General features: G+C 73.2%; 13 protein-coding genes. 7 read left to right on the top strand and 6 right to left on the bottom strand.

Features of this window, described 5'->3' with window-relative positions:
* Nucleotides 1–146 precede the first annotated feature (146 nt).
* Nucleotides 147–1,787 (bottom strand): ABC transporter permease, encoded by a 1,641-nt coding sequence (locus ACGFWI_RS31295; RefSeq protein ID WP_393909410.1) that lies wholly within the window; start codon nucleotides 1,785–1,787, stop codon nucleotides 147–149.
* On the bottom strand, nucleotides 1,784–2,731 hold the full coding sequence (locus ACGFWI_RS31290) for an ATP-binding cassette domain-containing protein (protein ID WP_393909409.1): 948 nt from the start codon (nucleotides 2,729–2,731) through the stop codon (nucleotides 1,784–1,786). Before ACGFWI_RS31290 ends, ACGFWI_RS31295 begins: the two co-directional genes overlap by 4 nt.
* 94 nt (nucleotides 2,732–2,825) lie before the next feature.
* Between ACGFWI_RS31290 and ACGFWI_RS31285 the strand changes: the two genes are divergently transcribed.
* Nucleotides 2,826–3,383 (top strand): GbsR/MarR family transcriptional regulator, encoded by a 558-nt coding sequence (locus ACGFWI_RS31285; protein ID WP_393909408.1) that lies wholly within the window; start codon nucleotides 2,826–2,828, stop codon nucleotides 3,381–3,383.
* Between the two features lie 15 nt (nucleotides 3,384–3,398).
* Here the strand turns inward: ACGFWI_RS31285 and ACGFWI_RS31280 are convergent, their stop codons facing one another.
* Complete coding sequence (locus tag ACGFWI_RS31280; RefSeq protein ID WP_393909444.1) at nucleotides 3,399–4,346, bottom strand: hypothetical protein; 948 nt, start codon at nucleotides 4,344–4,346, stop codon at nucleotides 3,399–3,401.
* Between the two features lie 236 nt (nucleotides 4,347–4,582).
* Between ACGFWI_RS31280 and ACGFWI_RS31275 the strand changes: the two genes are divergently transcribed.
* The gene (locus ACGFWI_RS31275) at nucleotides 4,583–5,869 is read left to right on the top strand and encodes an adenylosuccinate synthase (RefSeq protein ID WP_393909407.1); all 1,287 of its coding nucleotides are present in this window, start codon (nucleotides 4,583–4,585) and stop codon (nucleotides 5,867–5,869) included.
* Nucleotides 5,870–5,947: 78 nt separating this feature from the next.
* Here the strand turns inward: ACGFWI_RS31275 and ACGFWI_RS31270 are convergent, their stop codons facing one another.
* Both ACGFWI_RS31270 and ACGFWI_RS31265 read right to left on the bottom strand, forming a co-directional pair.
* Complete coding sequence (locus ACGFWI_RS31270) at nucleotides 5,948–7,762, bottom strand: serine/threonine-protein kinase (protein ID WP_393909406.1); 1,815 nt, start codon at nucleotides 7,760–7,762, stop codon at nucleotides 5,948–5,950.
* 236 nt (nucleotides 7,763–7,998) lie between these two features.
* Entirely contained in the window at nucleotides 7,999–9,762 is a 1,764-nt protein-coding gene (locus ACGFWI_RS31265) for a serine/threonine-protein kinase (protein WP_393909405.1), read from the bottom strand.
* A 446-nt stretch (nucleotides 9,763–10,208) separates the two neighbouring features.
* On the opposite strand from ACGFWI_RS31265, the gene ACGFWI_RS31260 reads away from it, so the two are divergent.
* The 4 genes from ACGFWI_RS31260 (at nucleotide 10,209) to ACGFWI_RS31245 (ending at nucleotide 14,281) form a co-directional block, all read left to right on the top strand.
* Entirely contained in the window at nucleotides 10,209–11,003 is a 795-nt protein-coding gene (locus ACGFWI_RS31260) for a polyphosphate polymerase domain-containing protein (protein WP_393909404.1), read from the top strand.
* 318 nt (nucleotides 11,004–11,321) lie between these two features.
* Nucleotides 11,322–12,695 (top strand): aspartate aminotransferase family protein, encoded by a 1,374-nt coding sequence (locus ACGFWI_RS31255; protein WP_393909403.1) that lies wholly within the window; start codon nucleotides 11,322–11,324, stop codon nucleotides 12,693–12,695.
* 162 nt (nucleotides 12,696–12,857) lie between these two features.
* Entirely contained in the window at nucleotides 12,858–13,535 is a 678-nt protein-coding gene (locus ACGFWI_RS31250) for a GntR family transcriptional regulator (protein ID WP_393909402.1), read from the top strand.
* Between the two features lie 95 nt (nucleotides 13,536–13,630).
* Complete coding sequence (locus ACGFWI_RS31245; protein ID WP_393909401.1) at nucleotides 13,631–14,281, top strand: hypothetical protein; 651 nt, start codon at nucleotides 13,631–13,633, stop codon at nucleotides 14,279–14,281.
* Nucleotides 14,282–14,456: 175 nt separating this feature from the next.
* Here the strand turns inward: ACGFWI_RS31245 and ACGFWI_RS31240 are convergent, their stop codons facing one another.
* Nucleotides 14,457–15,221: an SLATT domain-containing protein gene (locus tag ACGFWI_RS31240; RefSeq protein ID WP_393909400.1), complete on the bottom strand. Its 765-nt coding sequence runs from the start codon at nucleotides 15,219–15,221 to the stop codon at nucleotides 14,457–14,459.
* Nucleotides 15,222–15,509: 288 nt separating this feature from the next.
* Between ACGFWI_RS31240 and purD the strand changes: the two genes are divergently transcribed.
* The gene (purD, locus tag ACGFWI_RS31235) at nucleotides 15,510–16,784 is read left to right on the top strand and encodes a phosphoribosylamine--glycine ligase (protein WP_393909399.1); all 1,275 of its coding nucleotides are present in this window, start codon (nucleotides 15,510–15,512) and stop codon (nucleotides 16,782–16,784) included.
* Nucleotides 16,785–16,884 lie beyond the last annotated feature (100 nt).

Genomic DNA, 16,884 nt, shown 5'->3' with positions numbered 1-16,884 from the left:
GGGTTCCTGTGCTTTGTCCACAGCCTGTGGATGTCGCCGCGCCGACCCGGCGCACGGCACGGAAGTGCGCCGCCGGAGTCCGCTACAGCTCCGGCGGCGCACGTAGGGGGAGGCGGCCGGCCGCGGGAGGACCGGCCGCCGGGGGATCAGCCGATGTCGCGCCGACGCAGGCCCGCCAGGCCCACGAGGGCGAAGAGGGCGGAGAGGGCCAGCAGCCAGACGAACGGGGCGGCGGTGGCGTCCGCGCCGGGGAGCTTGGGGAGATGGCTGTACGGGGAGAGGTTCATGGCCCACCGGGGGAACTTGAGGGACGGGCCGATCCAGCCGAGGGCCAGGCAGCCGCCGACCAGGGCCCAGACGGCGCCGGTGGCCTTGGGGAGCAGGCCGAAGACGAGGACCGCCAGACCGGTGAGCGTCCAGACGGCCGGGACCTGGGAGAGGGCGGCGGCCAGCACCGGGCCGAGTCCGCCGCCGAGGTCGTCGGCCGAGAGGCCGTAGGCGAGGCCGAGGGCCAGGCCGCCGCAGGCCAGGATGACGGCGGTGCCCGCGTACGCAAGGGCCAGATGGCCGGCGGCCCAGCGGAGCCGGCTCACCGCGCCGGCCAGCACCGGCTCCGCGCGCTCGCCGGTCTCCTCACCGCGCAGCCGGAGCACCGCGCCGGCCGCGTAGATCGCCGCCACCATGCCGAGCATGCCGGTCATCGTGGCCAGGAAGGCATCGGTCAGGCCCTGCTGACCACCCATCCGCTCGACGATCTCGCGGGTCTGCCGATTGCTGCCGACCAGGTCGGAGGCGCCCTCGGCGATGCCGCCGAAGATTCCGCCGGCGCACAGGAAGCCGAGCGCCCAGCCCAGCAGGGTGGTGCGCTGCAGCCGCCAGGCCAGGCCGAAGGGGCCGCTCAGCGAGCGTGGTGCGCGGGCCGGTCCGGGGCGGGCCGGCAGAAAGCTCATGCCGAGGTCGCGGCGGGCGGTCAGGGTGTAGGAGGCGGAGACGGCCAGGGCGGCTGCCGCCAGGAAGAGCAGGACGATCCACCAGCGTTCACCGGCGTACGGCCGGAGGTTCTCCGACCAGCCGATCGGTGAGACCCAGGTGAGCGGGGACGTCGCCTCGGGGCCGGCGGCGTCGCCCGCGGCGCGCAGTGCGAAGGCGAGGCCGAGGACCGCGCCGGTCAGGCCCTTGGCCGGCCGCGCGCTCTCGGTCAGCTGGGCGGCGATGGCGGCCAGCCCGGCGAAGAGCAGTCCGGTGCAGCCGATGGCGGCGCCGAGCGCGAGGGAGCCGGCGGCCTGCTGCCCGGAGGCGGTCAGGCCGCCCGCGATCAGTGCGGCGATCCCGGCGTTGGCGGTCAGTGCCGTCAGCAGGGCCGCGGTCAGCGGTGCGCGGCGGCCGACCATGGCGGCGGAGAGCAGCTCCTGACGGCCCGTCTCCTCCTCCTCGCGGGTGTGCCGGACGACGATCAGCAGGCTCATCACCGCGGCGAGGACGGCACCCAAGCCGGCCATCCGCCAGGCGACCAGGCCGCCGATGGAGTCGCCGAAGACCGGTCCGTACAGCGCGCGCATCGAGCCGTTGCCGTTCATCGAGGCGGCCAGCTGGGCGCGTTGGGCGGCGGTGTCGTAGACCGCCTCGAAGGACGAGCCCATGGTGGCGACGGTCAGTCCGAGGGCCAGCACCCAGGCCGGGATCATCACCCGGTCGCGGCGCAGCGCGAGGCGCAACAGGGCACCGGTGCCCGCCAGATGACGGGCGCGTGCGGTGGGTGCGGGGAGGGCTGTGGTCACGGCGGTCATCGCGCGATCGCCTCTTCACCGCGGACGTCGTCCTGGTAGTGGCGCAGAAAGAGCTCTTCCAGGGTGGGCGGGGTGCTGGTGAGGCTGCGGACGCCGGAGGTGCCGAGCGAACGCAGCACGGCGTCGAGCTTGTCGGTGTCGACCTGGAGCTGGACGCGGTGGCCCTGGCTCCCCCGGATCGGCTGCGTGGCCAGGCCGTGGACGCCGGGGAGCGTGGCCAGTCCGTTGGGCGGGCCGGCGAGTTCGGCGATGACCGAGGTGCGGGTCAGATGGCGCAGCTGGCCCAGCGAGCCGGATTCGACGGTCCGCCCCTTGCGGATGATGCTGATGCGGTCGCAGAGCGCCTCGACCTCCGACAGCACATGGCTGGAGAGCAGCACCGTACGGCCGCGGTCGCGCTCCTCTTCGACGCAGCTCTGGAAGACCTCCTCCATCAGCGGGTCCAGCCCGGAGGTCGGCTCGTCGAGGATGAGCAGATCGACGTCGGAGGCGAAGGCGGCGACCAGCGCGACCTTCTGACGGTTGCCCTTGGAGTACGTCCGCCCCTTCTTGGTGGGGTCGAGTTCGAACCGCTCCAGGAGCTCGGCCCGGCGCGCGGCGTCGAGTCCCCCGCGCAGCCGTCCGTAGAGATCGATGACCTCGCCGCCGGAGAGATTGCGCCACAGGGTCACGTCACCGGGGACGTAGGCGATACGGCGGTGCAGCTCGACGGCGTCCTGCCAGGGGTCCTTGCCCAGGAGCCGGGCCGTGCCGGCGTCGGCGCGCAGCAGGCCGAGCAGGACGCGGATCGTCGTGGACTTCCCGGCGCCGTTGGGCCCGAGGAAGCCGTGTACCTCACCGGCGTCGACATGCAGATCGAGGCCGTCCAGCGCGTGGGTGCGGCCGAAGGACTTGTGGAGGCCGTCGACCCGGATCGCGGGAGCGGGAGAGATTGCCTTGGTCATGTTTTGGAAGCTACGCTAGTTTCACAAATTTGTGAAGTTAAGAAAGCGTATAAAATTGGGGTGGGTGGCTCTGATCAGGGGAGATGATGCGGATATGAGCGAGCAGCTACAGCAGAGCGCGGCCGGGACCAACGAGACACCCCAGGACACGCGCACGGACAAGCGCGACGACGAGGCGGTCTCGCAATTCGTCGAACGGTTCGCCGCCCAGCTGGTCGACGCCGGTATGCAGCGGATGTCCGCCCGGGTCTTCGCCTGTCTGCTGGCCTCCGACTCCGGCGTGCTGACGTCCGCGGAACTCGGCGAGCGCCTCCAGGTCAGCCCCGCCGCCGTCTCCGGCGCGATCCGCTATCTCTCCCAGGTCGACATGGTCAGCCGGGAGCGTGAGCCGGGCTCCCGCCGCGACCGCTACCGCGTGCACAGCGACCAGTGGTACGAGGCCCTGGCGCGCCGGGACAACGTCCTCACTCGCTGGGAGGGCACCCTGCGCGACGGTGTGGAGAGCCTCGGCGAGGACTCCCCGGCGGGCCGCAGGATCGACGAGACGCTCGTCTTCTTCGAGTTCCTGCAGAAGGAACTCACCGGGCTGCTGCAGCGCTGGCGCGAGCACCGCGACCAGATGCGGGCCGAGCGCGACGGTGCCGGCCGCTGAGGCACCCGCCGGCGCTCACCCCCGCGGCAGCTGGAGCCGCCAGGCCCCCGGCTGCAGGGTCCACGTACGGGTCCTGACCGGCCCGCCGACCACCGCGTCCGCCCGGTAATGGAAGTCCGCGCCGGACACCGTCACCGCCCGCGCCCGGGCCCGTACCGGCCGGCCTCCGCCCGGCCAGTGCACCACGACCTCCGCAAGCTCCCCGCCGTCACCGGCCCCGGGCCGCCGCCCGTCCGCCCCGGCCCGTCCGCCGGGCATCACCGACACCCCGCGCACCGGCCGGTCCAGATCCGCCAGCAGCACCCCGTCCGCCTCGATCCGCAGCCGCTGCCCCGGCACCCGCGCGCGCCGCCCGCCCAGCCCGGCGGCCGGCGCCGCCAGCAGCGCCAGCGCCGTACGGGCGGTGCGCGCGGCCGGCTTCCACCACGGCCGGTGCCCGTCGAGGCCGCCCGACAGACCGTCCCGCCCCTCCATGGCCTCCATCGGATCCGTGGGTGCCACCGCAGGGACCGCCGCCGGCACGTACACCCCGTGGCCCTGCCGGGTCGCCTCGCTGCCGCAGGGGATCCGCAGTCCGCCGAGCACGATGCCGTCGCTGTCGTCCGTGAGCAGATCCCGCGGCCGCTCCCCGCCGTCCAGGACGGCGCGCGCCGCGGCCACCGTGTCCGTGGGGATGCCCAGGGCGCGGCTCAGCGCGACGGCGGCCGGTGCGCCGACCGGGACCATCGACAGCGGCACCGCGGCCAGCTCACGTTCCTTGTGCAGCAGGCCCACCACCCGCAGCAGCGCCCGGTCGTCACCGATCACCACCGGCCGCCGGTGGCCACGCCGGGCCAGGATCCGCGCGAATTCCTCCGGCCCGTCCGGAAGGCAGATTTTCGCCCCCGCGCCCGCGCACAGGACATCCTTCGCGATTCGCACGGATTCACCGTCCGTACTGCGGGCGACCGGGTCGATGACCACGAGCAGGGGGTACCCCCGAACGGAGTCCACGGGAGAGTGCCCAGAAGGCTGCGCCGACACCTCGGTCCTTCCTCAGGTAGCATCTCGGTGCAAGAGCCCCTTGCGCTATTGCGCCAGGGGCTTCGTCTATTCCGGGGCACCGGTCCGACGGCTCTAGCGATGACGTACGCGTGAACAAGCACGCCGACGCCATCCACGCACGTTGGACATGCCCCGCCCGGAAGGGGTGTACGCCTGTGCCCGCACTTGTGCTGCTCGGTGCTCAGTGGGGTGATGAGGGCAAGGGAAAGGCCACCGATCTGCTCGGTGGGTCCGTTGACTATGTGGTGCGCTATCAGGGCGGCAACAACGCCGGCCACACGGTCGTCGTCGGCGACCAGAAGTACGCGCTGCATCTTCTCCCTTCCGGAATCCTCTCGCCGGGATGCACCCCGGTCATCGGCAACGGCGTCGTGGTCGACCCGGCGGTCCTGCTCTCCGAGCTGAGCGGACTCAACGAGCGCGGCGTCGACACGTCCAAGCTCCTGCTCAGCGGAAACGCTCACCTCATCACGCCGTACAACATCACCGTCGACAAGGTGACGGAACGATTCCTCGGCAAGCGGAAGATCGGCACCACCGGGCGCGGCATCGGCCCGACCTACGCCGACAAGATCAACCGTGTGGGCATCCGGGTGCAGGACCTCTACGACGAGTCGATCCTCACCCAGAAGGTCGAGGCGGCCCTCGAGGTCAAGAACCAGCTCCTGTCCAAGCTCTACAACCGCCGCGCCATCGAGGTCGACCAGGTCGTCGAGGAGCTGCTGGGCTACGCCGACAAGATCAAGGGCTATGTCGCCGACACCACCCTGATCCTCAACAAGGCGCTGGACGACGACAAGGTGGTCCTCTTCGAGGGCGGCCAGGGCACGCTGCTGGACATCGACCACGGCACCTACCCCTTCGTCACGTCCTCGAACCCGACCGCGGGCGGCGCCTGCACGGGTGCCGGCGTCGGTCCCACGAAGATCAACCGCGTCATCGGCATCCTCAAGGCCTATACGACGCGCGTCGGCGCCGGTCCGTTCCCGACCGAGCTGTTCGACGAGGACGGCGAGGCACTGCGCCGCATCGGCGGCGAGCGCGGTGTCACCACCGGCCGGGACCGCCGCTGCGGCTGGTTCGACGCGGTCATCGCCCGCTACGCCACCCGCGTCAACGGCCTGACGGACTTCTTCCTGACGAAGCTCGACGTGCTCACCGGCTGGGAGCAGATCCCGGTCTGCGTCGCGTACGAGATCGACGGCAAGCGCGTCGAGGAACTGCCCTACAGCCAGAGCGACTTCCACCACGCGAAGCCGGTCTACGAGACGCTGCCGGGCTGGTCCGAGGACATCACCAAGGCGAAGTCGTTCTCCGACCTGCCGAAGAACGCCCAGGCCTACGTCAAGGCGCTGGAGGAGATGTCCGGCGCCCGGATCTCCGCGATCGGCGTCGGCCCCGGCCGCGACGAGACGATCGAGATCAACTCGTTCCTGTCGTAGGGGACACCCCGCGCGTTCCCCGGGCCCGCCCTTCCCTGAGGGCGGGCCCGGGGGCACCGCAGCACAGCAGCCGCGCAGCTACTCCGCCCTGGAGTAGGTGCGCGGCTGTTTGTCGTCGCCCAGGAACTCGCGGTGCAGGGTGCCGTCGCCGTTCAGGCGCAGGACGGAGGTGCTGCTTCGCGCGCAGCCGGGAGCGGGCCGGTCGACGACCGACGGGCCGACGGTCAGCGCGCCGCCCTCCGCCGCGTAGAGGTCGGCATGCGCCGTGCAGCGGCCGCCGCGGCCCACGACGACGGTGGTGAGCACCGTGCTGCCCGCCGGGGCCTGGGTGAGGGTGAGCCGCTGGCTGCCGTAGCCGTCGGCGTTCGGCCGCTGCCAGGTGCCGAGGTAGCCGGACGGGACGGCGGCGGCGGCCGTGCGGTGCAGCGTCGCGGTGCGCCCGGCCGCCGCCCAGGTCAGGGTGTGGGCGCGGCCCGCTTCGAGGGTGTGCTCGCCCAGCGCGGCGCAGCGGCCCGCGGGGATGGACCGTACGACCTTGGTGTCCAGCCGGAGCGCCGGGTGCCCGTCGTGCGCCATGACGGACACCAGCTTGCCGTCGCTGCGGCATTCATAGGTCGCGCCGAGGCTGGTGCTGTTGGCGACCACCTCGCCGACCTTGCCGTTGGTGATCACGAACCGCCGCTGCTGCCCGGTGGGCGCCCCGTCCCGCAGCACCGGGCCCGACCAGGTGCCGACATAGCGGGCGGGGATGTCGGACGGGCTCTCGTCGGCGCCCGCGCCGCCGCTCAGCAGCGGGACCGTGACGGCGGTGGCGGCGGCCGCGATGACGGCGGTGGCGAGGACGGGAAGCCAGCGGGCGCGGCGGCGTGACTCCGTGGCGGCCGCCTCGGCACGGGGCGGCGGTGCGGGGCTGGGCGCGACCCTGGTGGAGGTGAGCGTCGGCGGCTGGCCCCCGGGCGGGGTGTCGGTGTCCAGGAGGCGTACGGCGTGCTGCCCCAGGCTCGCAATCAGCTCCGCCGGCAGCCAGGGGGCGGCCGAGGTGCCGCCGGGCACCGGCCCGATCCGGTCGATGATCTCCTCGGGGGTGGGCCGGGCCGCCGGGTCCTTGGCCAGGCAGTCCTGGATCAGACCGCGGATGCCGTCCGGCGCGGCCGCCAGCTCGGGCTCCTCCTGCGCGATCTTGAACATCACCGCGTGGACGCCCGAGGCGGCGCTGCCGAACGGCTGCCGCCCGGTCGCCGCGTACGCCAGCACCGACCCCACACAGAAGACATCGCTGGCCGGGCCGACGCGATGCCCCTGGACCTGCTCCGGCGACATGAAGCTGGGCGAGCCGAGCACCGTGCCGGCCCGGGTCTGGGTCTGGTCCCCGACCGCGTCCAGGGCCCGCGCGATACCGAAGTCGATGACCCGTGGCCCGTCGATGGTGAGCAGCACATTGGACGGCTTGAGGTCACGGTGCACCAGGCCGACGCCGTGGATGTCGAGCAGCGCGCAGGACAGCCCGTACGCCAGCCGCCGCAGCGAATGCTCCGGCAGCGGGCCGTTGCTCCCGGGGCGCCCGTACGAGCCGCCGACGACCTCGTTCAGTGTGGGGCCCGCGATGTACCCGGTGGCGACCCACGGGACCGCTGCCTCGGTGTCGGCGTCCAGCACCGCCGCGGTCCAGCGCCCGCCGACCCGCCGCGCGGCCGCGACCTCGGCGCGGAAGCGGTCCCGGAACTCTTCCTCCGCGGCCAGTTCCGCCTTCACCAGCTTCACGGCGACGGTCCTGCCACCCTCGGAGCGGGCGAGGTAGACCCGCCCCATCCCGCCGCTGCCGAGGCGGCTGAGCAGCCGGTAGTCCCCGATCCACTGCGGATCGTCGGCCGTCAGCTCCCGCAGGCCGTCCATCCGGGCGCCCTCCCCCGTCTCGTTCCGTGCCTGAGGCGCGTTCCGGCAGCAGGCGTGCTCCGAGCGTAGGCCGCTGCGGATCGCGCCATGGGCGAGGGATCGTCACGACGGGAGAACAATCGATGCCCGGCGGGAACGCGGGGTGCGACGGGGCGCGGGAAGGGGAGCGCGGCCGAGCGCCTCCCAACGGGCCGTCAGTCCCTCAGCCCCTCAGGGCCGTCAGCTCCTCGGGGCCGTCAGCTCCTCTTGCCGTTCGGCAGCTTGCGGTACGACAGCGCCTTCCCGTCGTCGAAGGCGCGGCGCAGCTTGCCGTGCACCATCTCCAGGGTGCTCGGCGAGCCCGGAAGGCAGCTGTCGGTCGGCCCGGAGACCACGGTGGAGGGGCCGAGGCGGACCGGCGGCCCCGCGTGGGCCAGGGCGGCGGCGAACTCACAGCGGTAGGTCATCCCGGTCGCCGTCATCGTCAGCACGATGTCACCGGCCCTGCCCTGAGCGAGGGTGAAGCGCCTGACCTCGTCGGAGGAGTCGCCCAGCGTCGTCTCCCACGTGCCCAGGTAGTCCGCGGGAAGCCCGGCCTTCGCGGCGGGCCCCGCCGCCCTTTGGGACCTGGTGGCGCCTGCGTCGTCGGCCGAGGCATCCGTCGACCGCAGGCCGCCGCCGTCTGCGCTCATCAGGGCGTACACAGCGACCGCACCGGCCCCGGCGAGCACCAGCGCGGCCCCGGTGACCAGGGCGGTACCGGCACCGCGGCGGCGCAGCGGGTTACGGGCCCAGGCGGAAGCCGACGCTGCGTCAGGGTGGGATGCCAGGGCGGCGGGTGGGTACGCCGCCGGGCCCCGCGGCAGCGGTGGCGGTGTCGCCGGGGTGCGGCCCGGTGCGGGCACGACGGCGGTGGGCGAAGCGGGCGGCCCAGGGTCCTCGGCGGTGGGTGACGACGGTGCGTCCGCCCGTCGCGGATGGCTCTTGGCGCCGCCCTCGCCGTGCTCCCCGTCCCGGGCGGTGTCCCGGTCCTGTGGGTTCTCCGCCGCCAGCAGTTCCACAGCGTGCCGCCCCAGCCGGGCGGTCAGTGCCCCCGGCAGCCATGGCTCGTCGTCCGCACCCGGCCCGTCCCCGTCACTGCTGCCGCCCTCCGCCTGCGCCACCAACCGCGCGGGTGTGGGCCGCTGTCCGGGGTGCTTGGCGAGAGCGCCGGCGATCAGTCCGCGCAGTCCCTCGGGCACCGCGGAGAGATCGGGCTCCTCCTCGGCGATGCGGAACATCACCGCGTGCGCGACGCTGTCGGCCGTCCCGAACGGCTGCCGCCCGGTCGCCGCGTACGCCAGCACGGCACCGAGGCTGAAGACGTCGCAGGCCGGGGTGAGCGGCGCGCCGCGCACCTGCTCCGGCGACATGAAGCCCGGCGAGCCGATGGCCCCGCCGGTATGCGTGACGCCGTTGCCGGACACCGCCTCCAGGGCCCGCGCGATGCCGAAATCGATGACCCGCGGCCCGTCGATGCTGAGCAGCACATTGGACGGCTTGAGGTCGCGGTGGATGATTCCGGCGGCATGGATCGACCCCAGCGCACGGGCCAGCCCGGCGGCCAGGATCCGTACCGTCCGCTCGGGCAGCGGGGTGCCGCTGCCGCCGACGACCTGCTGCAGGGACGGCCCCGCGATATAGCCCGTGGCGAGCCAGGGGGTCTCGGCCTCGGTGTCCGCGTCCAGTACGGGCGCGGTCCACTCCCCGGCGACCTGCTGCGCGGCCCGCACCTCCCGCCTGAAGCGCGCCCGGAATTCCTCCTCACCGGCCAGCTCCGCACGCACCAGCTTGACCGCGACCGTACGGCCGCGGTCCGAACGGGCCAGGAACACCCGCCCCATGCCGCCCTCGCCGAGCCGTCCGATCAGGCGGTAGTCCCCGATCCGCGGCGGATCCTGCGCACCCAGCGGCGTCAGCCCCGCCGGCACTTCCGCGCGCCCCTGTCGCCCCTGCCGCCCCGCATGTTTTGGCCGTTCCACGATCTGCCGCCCCTTCCCCCCGAATCCGCCCCGCGGGCGAGTGGGCGGGCCGCCTGTGCACACGGGCTGCCCGCGCCCCCTCCTCCGCGGTGAGGATAGCGAGGGCGCCTTGGCCCCCGGCAGGCCGCAGGCCCGTCATGCCCCCGCAGCCGGCGGTAGCCAGGGGCGCCGGCCAACTCTTCCGGCGCCGCCGAGAGTTCCTCCAGTGCCGCCATGACCCGCCCGACCATGGCCGGGATGCGACGGTGCCGGATGTCTGTTTCCGCGTCCCGGAACTTTCCGGGGGCGAGGAACGTCGTACGCGTACCTCAACGACCACCGCGCCTACCGCGACCACCGCGACACCGACCTCGACACCACACCCACGGAACAGCAACGGAACAGCGCGCTCCCCGGTCCCGCACGTCCCCCTCCCCCCGTCGCCATCCGACTGCCAAGGAGACCGTGTGATTCCCGCCGTACGAGCCCTCGCCCGTGCCGCCATGGCCGCGCGCCCCGTGCCGCTCGCCGACGTCCAGGCGCGGGCCGAACTCCTCGCCCGTTTCGACCGCCGCTATCTCGTCCCGGTCGAGGTCTTCGCCGCCTTCGCGGCCGAACTCACCGACCACCGGCGGCCGGGCGGCCCGTTCGCGGCGCTGTGCATCAACGGGCGGCGCTGGTTCCGCTATCGCTCCGTCCACTACGACACCCCTGACCTGCGGTCCTTCCACGACCACCGGCAGGGCAGGCCACTGCGCTACAAGATCCGCGAGCGGCTGTACGAGGACACCGGGGAGCGGCAGTTCGAGATGAAGCTCAAGGGGCGGCGCGGCGAAACGGTCAAACACCGGCAGCCGCTGCTGCCGGGCGCCCCGGCCCTCGGCGCGGCCCCGCGCGGCTTCCTCGCCGCCGTACTGGACCGCACCTACGGCATCGTCGCCCCCACCGACCTGGACCGTTCCCTGGAGACTGACTACACCCGGGCCACCCTCGTCGCGGACGGCCAGCGCATCACCTGTGACGCGGCGCTGCTCTGCCGGGACCTGGCGTCCGGCCGCACGGTACGCGCCGACGGCGGACTGGTCCTCGTGGAGACCAGGACCGCCGGCCGGCTGACCGAGGCGGACCGGCTGCTGCACGGCCACGGCGTGCCCACCGCCGCCTTCACCCGATACTGCGGCGGCCTGTCGGCGCTGCGCCCGGACCTGACCGCCGACCACTGGCGCCGGGCGGTACGGACGGCCTTTCCCACGGCCGTCTGACGGCGCCCGTCGGGCGCGGCGGGGGATCCGGCGGTTGCGGAATCGGGGACCGCGAGCGCCCCGGGCGCCAGGCCACCGCGGGCTTTCCGGCCGTCGCTTCCCGGTCGCGCGCCGCCCGCCGTCGTCCCCCGGAGATCCCTTTACCCGGCCTCGCCCGGCCCCTGGAGCTTCCTACAGCCCGTAGACATTCTGTCTGTGCGCGTGGTGAGCGACATACACAGTGTCGGTACCGCTCGGCGGACCGTGATCCCTAGGCTGAGCGCGTTCGCCGCGCCGATCCCCCGGCGGACCCGAGCGACCCGATCCGAGGTACTGACCGTGAGCACGACGCCCTCCACCTCCGCCGCCGCCGACCCCGCTGCCGGTGCGGCCGTCAAGGCCGCCGACCGCGCGCACGTCTTCCACTCCTGGTCCGCGCAGGGCCTGATCGACCCGCCGGCGATCGCCGGCGCCGAGGGCTCGTACTTCTGGGACTACGACGGCAACCGCTACCTCGACTTCTCCTCGCAGCTGGTCAACACCAACATCGGCCACCAGCACCCGAAGGTCGTCGCGGCGATCCAGGAGCAGGCCGCGAAGCTGTGCACGATCGCGCCCGGATTCGCCGTGGACGTACGGTCCGAGGCCGCCCGGCTGGTCGCCGAGCGCACCCCCGGCGACCTCGACAAGATCTTCTTCACCAACGGCGGCGCGGAGGCCGTGGAGAACGCGGTCCGGATGGCCCGGCTGCACACCGGCCGCGCCAAGGTGCTGTCCGCCTACCGCTCGTACCACGGCGCCACCGCCACCGCGATCAATCTGACCGGTGACCCGCGGCGCTGGCCCTCCGACACCGCCTCGGCCGGTGTCGTGCACTTCTGGGGCCCGTTCCGCTACCGCTCCGCCTTCCACGCCGAGAACGAGCAGCAGGAGTGCGAGCGCGCCCTCGCGCACCTGGAGCAGACCATCGCCTTCGAGGGGCCGCAGTCGATCGCGGCGATCATCCTGGAGACCATCCCCGGCACCGCCGGGATCATGGTCCCGCCGGCCGGCTACCTCGCCGGGGTCCGGGAGATCTGCGACCGCCACGGCATCGTCTTCATCCTCGACGAGGTCATGGCCGGCTTCGGCCGTACGGGCAAGTGGTTCGCCGCCGACCACTTCGGCGTCACCCCCGACCTGCTGACCTTCGCCAAGGGCGTCAACTCCGGCTATGTCCCGCTGGGCGGCGTCGCGATCAGCGCCGAGATCGCCGCGACCTTCGACCAGCGCCCCTACCCGGGCGGGCTGACCTACTCCGGCCACCCGCTGGCCTGCGCCTCCGCCGTCGCCACCATGAACGCGATGGCCGAGGAGCGGATCGTGGAGAACGCCGCCGAGATCGGCGAGCGGGTCATCGGCCCCGCGCTGCACGAGATCGCCGAGCGGCACCCGTCCGTCGGCGAGGTCCGCGGGATGGGCGTCTTCTGGGCGCTGGACCTGGTCAAGAACAAGGAGACCCGCGAGCCGCTGGTCCCCTACAACGCCTCCGGTGCCGCCAACGCCCCGATGGCCGAATTCGCCGCGGCCTGCAAGCGCGGCGGTCTGTGGCCGTTCGTGAACATGAACCGGACGCATGTCGTCCCGGCCTGCACGATCACCGAGGCCGAGGCCAAGGAGGGCCTCGCCGCCCTCGACGAAGCCCTGACGGCGGCCGACGCACACACCGTCTGAGCCTCGCGCAGGACGCCGTCGGAGGAGCGGAATCGCAGGTCACGGCGGTGGTCCGCAGCGGACCCTGGGTAACCTCGCGCGGCATCGGGGTGCGGCCCTCGCCTATCGTGGGCGGGGGCCGCACCCCTCTGCGCGGTCAGGGACGTCGAAGGAGACGCAACGATGGCCGCCGTCGGAGACAGCTCAGTCATACGACGCAGCACCCTGCGCCAGCAGATCGCCGACGCGTTGCGCGACGAGGTCCTGGCCGGCCGGCTGCCGTCCGGCCACCCCTTCACCGTCAAGGAGATCGCCGAGCAGTACGGCGTCTCCGCCACCCCGGTGCGCGAGGCGCTGCTCGATCTGTGCGCGCAGGGCCTGCTCGATGTCGAGCAGCACCGCGGCTTCAAGGTGCACGCCTTCACCGCCGACGACTTCCGCGCCATGGTCGAGGCCCGGACCCTGGTCATCGAGGGCATCTTCCGCAGCGGCGCCGACCGGGCGCTGCGGGACACCCCCGCCGAGGTGCTGATCTCCATCCGGCGCCGCGCCGACGAGGCCGAACGGGCCGCGCGGGGCGGCGACCTGGACGTCCTGATCGGCTACGACCTGCGGTTCTGGCGCGAGCTGAGCAGCATGGTGAACAACGTCTACATCAGTGACTTCCTGGACCGGATCCGCGTCCAGACCTGGATGTTCGCGGTGCCGCTGCTGCGCCGCGAGGCCGACCTCCGGGGGCATCTGTGGCAGGGCCACAGCGCGTTGGCCGAGGCACTGCTCCAGCACGACCTGCCCGCGGCCCAGCGGCTGATCGCCGAGTACAACGAGCACTCCCTCGCTCTCGTCGGAACGCGCGGCTAGCACTACGCTGTCCCGACCATCGGCCGTAATGGGCCGTACCCGTAGCTGTACGTGCGCCGGCGTCCCTGTTCCCGACCGGAAGCGAGCCCTCACTCGTGGCATGTGACCTGTGGCTGGTACCCCTCGTCGATGTGCTGTGCCACAGCCCCGACAACCCGTTCTCCGAAGAGATCGCCGCCTACGACAAGGCCCTGACGGAAGCGGGCCTGCCACCGGTCCCGGTCTTCAGCTACATGCCCGGCCTGTCCGGTGACGTCGCCCCGGTCGCCGGCTTCGACTACGACGCCCTGCACTTCCTGCGCCGCGCCTACCTGCTGCGGCTGTGCGGCCTGGAGGTGACACCGGTCGACGAACTGGGTGGTGATTACGAGCAGTTGCTGGAGATGTTCGAGGCCACCGCGCAGCAGTCCCATCTGGTGTGGCACTACGACCATGCGGGCGCCTACGTCCCGGTCGACTTCCCGCACCCGCTCGCCAACGACGAATTGCTGGAGGGCGGCGGCCCGCTGGGCTCCTCGCACGGCCTGCTGCGCGACCTCGAACTGGTTGCGCCATCCCTCGGTATCGATCCGGCCAATCCGCCGGCCGCCCCCGCACCGCCGGCCGGCCCCACCTCTCTGGAGGAGCGGGCGGGCGCGGTACCCCTGGACGACAGCCCGTTCGCCCGGGAGCGGCACGTATGGCTCGGCCTGCACGCCGCCGCCACCCGGAGCCTGGGCCAGGGCTCCATGATCGTCTTCAGCTGATACCGGGCCCGTACGGGCGGAAGCGGCAGGGGAGCACGCCCCTGGCCGCTCCTGCCCGTACCGGTCCGGTGCATCCCGGCGACTCCTGCCCTGCCGTACCGGTGCAGTCCGGCCGTTCCGCCCCGCCGTGCCGGTGAGGGCGCGCTTCCGGGGTGGCGGCTCCGGCGGCCGGCGGTCAGCGCGGTGATTCCGGCGGCCGCTGCCGCGGCATGTTCGGGCGCGTACCGGGCGGCGGCAGCGGGAACCGCGCCGGCTGCCCCGCACCCTCCTGCCGTGCCGCCGCCCACGGCACGATCGACTGGGTGGCCTGCGGCACCGGACCGGCCCGGAACTCCGCCATCCAGTCGGCCGTCTCGGCCCGCACAAGCTCCCCGAGATCCTCGTTGAACCGCCGCAGCACGCCCAGACAGCGCTCCGCCGCCTCACCCGCCGTGCCCTCGGCCGGCCCGAGCACCTCGCGCACGCTCTCCACCGCCCAGTCGAACTGCAGCGCCTCCAGCCGCCGGTGAATCGCCTGGGCGGTCGCCAGGTCCCGCATCCAGCCGACGGTCACTCCGAAATACCGGTCGCAGCCCACACACACCGCCGCCAGCAGCAGCGACAGACAGCCCCAGGGGGCCCCGCCCTCCCAGATCCCGGCCAGATCCAGCAGCGGGAGCGCCCCGCCCACCGTCACTCCGCCGGCGGCCCCCAGCCGTAGCGCCCGCGCGCCGCGGCGCTTGGCCAGCCGGCCGCGCAGATACCAGTCGGCGCTGCGCAGCGCGCCCTCCTCGGTCCAGAGATAGAGCGCGTCCAGACGGTCGGCCGGTTCCCCCCAGTCGCCGAGCGGAAAGACCCGCCCCGCAAGATCCCTCCGGCCGCGCTCCCGGCTGCCGCTCTCCCGAATGGGGCTGCCGCCCTCCCGAGGGGGCCCCTCGGGCTGCCTCTCCGGATGACTCACCCGTGCACTCCCTCTCTATAGCTCTCCACGGATACCTGCGGTGCATGCGTGACGTACGAGACGGCCGTTGCGCACAGCCCCCTTCCTACCGCCGAACGGCTGGCGTCGGCCCCACGATCACGCGCTTTCCGCCCGGAAGTGGTGCGGGATCGGATATAAGGCCACGGGGTATCTCACCCGAAAGAGTTGCCACCGCGGCGACGCACGGTTTCCAGCCGCACCGGGTCCGTTCGTCGCCCGGGCCCGGCCGACGTCCGGCCGCCCCGGGCTCTCGTCTAGGCTGCCACCGTGAAGGTCCTCGTCATCGGCGGCGGCGCCCGCGAACACGCCCTGTGCCGCTCTCTGTCCCTCGACCCCGACGTCACCGCGCTGCACTGCGCTCCCGGCAACGCCGGCATCGCCGAGGTGGCCGAATTGCACGGGGTCAACGCCCTCGACGGCGCGGCCGTCGCCGAACTCGCCGCCGGTCTGCAGGCCGACCTGGTCATCGTCGGTCCCGAGGCCCCCTTGGTCGCGGGCGTCGCGGACGCCGTGCGCGACCGCGGCATCCCGGTCTTCGGCCCCTCGGCCCAGGCCGCCCAGCTGGAGGGCTCCAAGGCCTTCGCCAAGGACGTGATGGCCACCGCGGCCGTCCCCACCGCCCGCAGCTACGTCTGCACCACCCCGGCCGAGGTCGAAGTGGCCCTCGACGCCTTCGGCGCTCCCTACGTCGTCAAGGACGACGGTCTGGCGGCCGGCAAGGGCGTCGTGGTCACCGAGGACGTCGAGGCGGCCCGTGCGCACGCCCTGGCCTGCGACCGGGTGGTCATCGAGGAGTTCCTCGACGGACCCGAGGTTTCCCTCTTCGCGGTCACCGACGGCGAGACCGTCGTCCCGCTGCAGCCCGCCCAGGACTTCAAGCGTGCCTACGACGGCGACCAGGGCCCCAACACCGGCGGCATGGGTGCCTACAGCCCGCTGCCCTGGGCCGACCCCAAGCTGGTCGACGAGGTCATGGCCACCGTCCTGCAGCCCACCGTCGACGAGCTGCGCCGCCGCGGCACCCCCTTCTCCGGGCTGCTCTACGCGGGCCTGGCGATCACCTCCCGCGGGGTGCGCGTGATCGAGTTCAACGCGCGCTTCGGCGACCCGGAGACCCAGGTCGTCCTCGCCCGCCTCAGGACCCCGCTCGCCGGTCTGCTGCACGCCGCGGCCACCGGAACCCTCGCCACCCTCCCGCCGCTGCGCTGGAGTGACGGCGCGGCGGTCACCGTCGTCATCGCCTCCCACAACTACCCGGACACCCCGCGGACCGGCGACCCGATCGACGGCCTCGCCGACGTCGCGGAGCAGGACGGCCCCAAGGCGTACGTCCTGCACGCCGGCACCCGGCGCGACGACTCCGGCGCGGTGCTCAGCGCGGGCGGCCGGGTGCTGTCCGTCACCGCCACCGGCTCCGACCTCACCACCGCCCGGCAGCGCGCCTACCGCGCCGTCGGCCGGATCTCCCTGGACGGCTCGCAGCACCGCACGGACATCGCCGCCAAGGTCGCGGACGAGGCGGCGGAGGCGCAGGGCGCCTAGGGCGTCTCCTGAGACCCGTCCGGGGGTGGTCCGCCGGGCGGGGCTCGACACGTGCGGGGCGCGCGGACGTGCTCGGCGCGCCCGCTGCGGTCTGTGACAT

The sequence above is a fragment of the Streptomyces sp. NPDC048434 genome, from assembly GCF_043200375.1.
Taxonomy (GTDB): domain Bacteria; phylum Actinomycetota; class Actinomycetes; order Streptomycetales; family Streptomycetaceae; genus Streptomyces.
The sequence above is the reverse complement of the archived record's forward strand: the minus strand, read 5'-3'. Positions and strand labels throughout refer to the sequence as shown.

Coding starts and splice junctions, on each gene's coding strand:
- ACGFWI_RS31295 (WP_393909410.1), bottom strand. CDS start 1,787: ATGACCGCCGTGACCACAGCCCTCCCCGCACCCACCGCACGCGCCCGT.
- ACGFWI_RS31290 (WP_393909409.1), bottom strand. CDS start 2,731: ATGACCAAGGCAATCTCTCCCGCTCCCGCGATCCGGGTCGACGGCCTC.
- ACGFWI_RS31285 (WP_393909408.1), top strand. CDS start 2,826: ATGAGCGAGCAGCTACAGCAGAGCGCGGCCGGGACCAACGAGACACCC.
- ACGFWI_RS31270 (WP_393909406.1), bottom strand. CDS start 7,762: ATGGACGGCCTGCGGGAGCTGACGGCCGACGATCCGCAGTGGATCGGG.
- ACGFWI_RS31250 (WP_393909402.1), top strand. CDS start 12,858: ATGGCCGCCGTCGGAGACAGCTCAGTCATACGACGCAGCACCCTGCGC.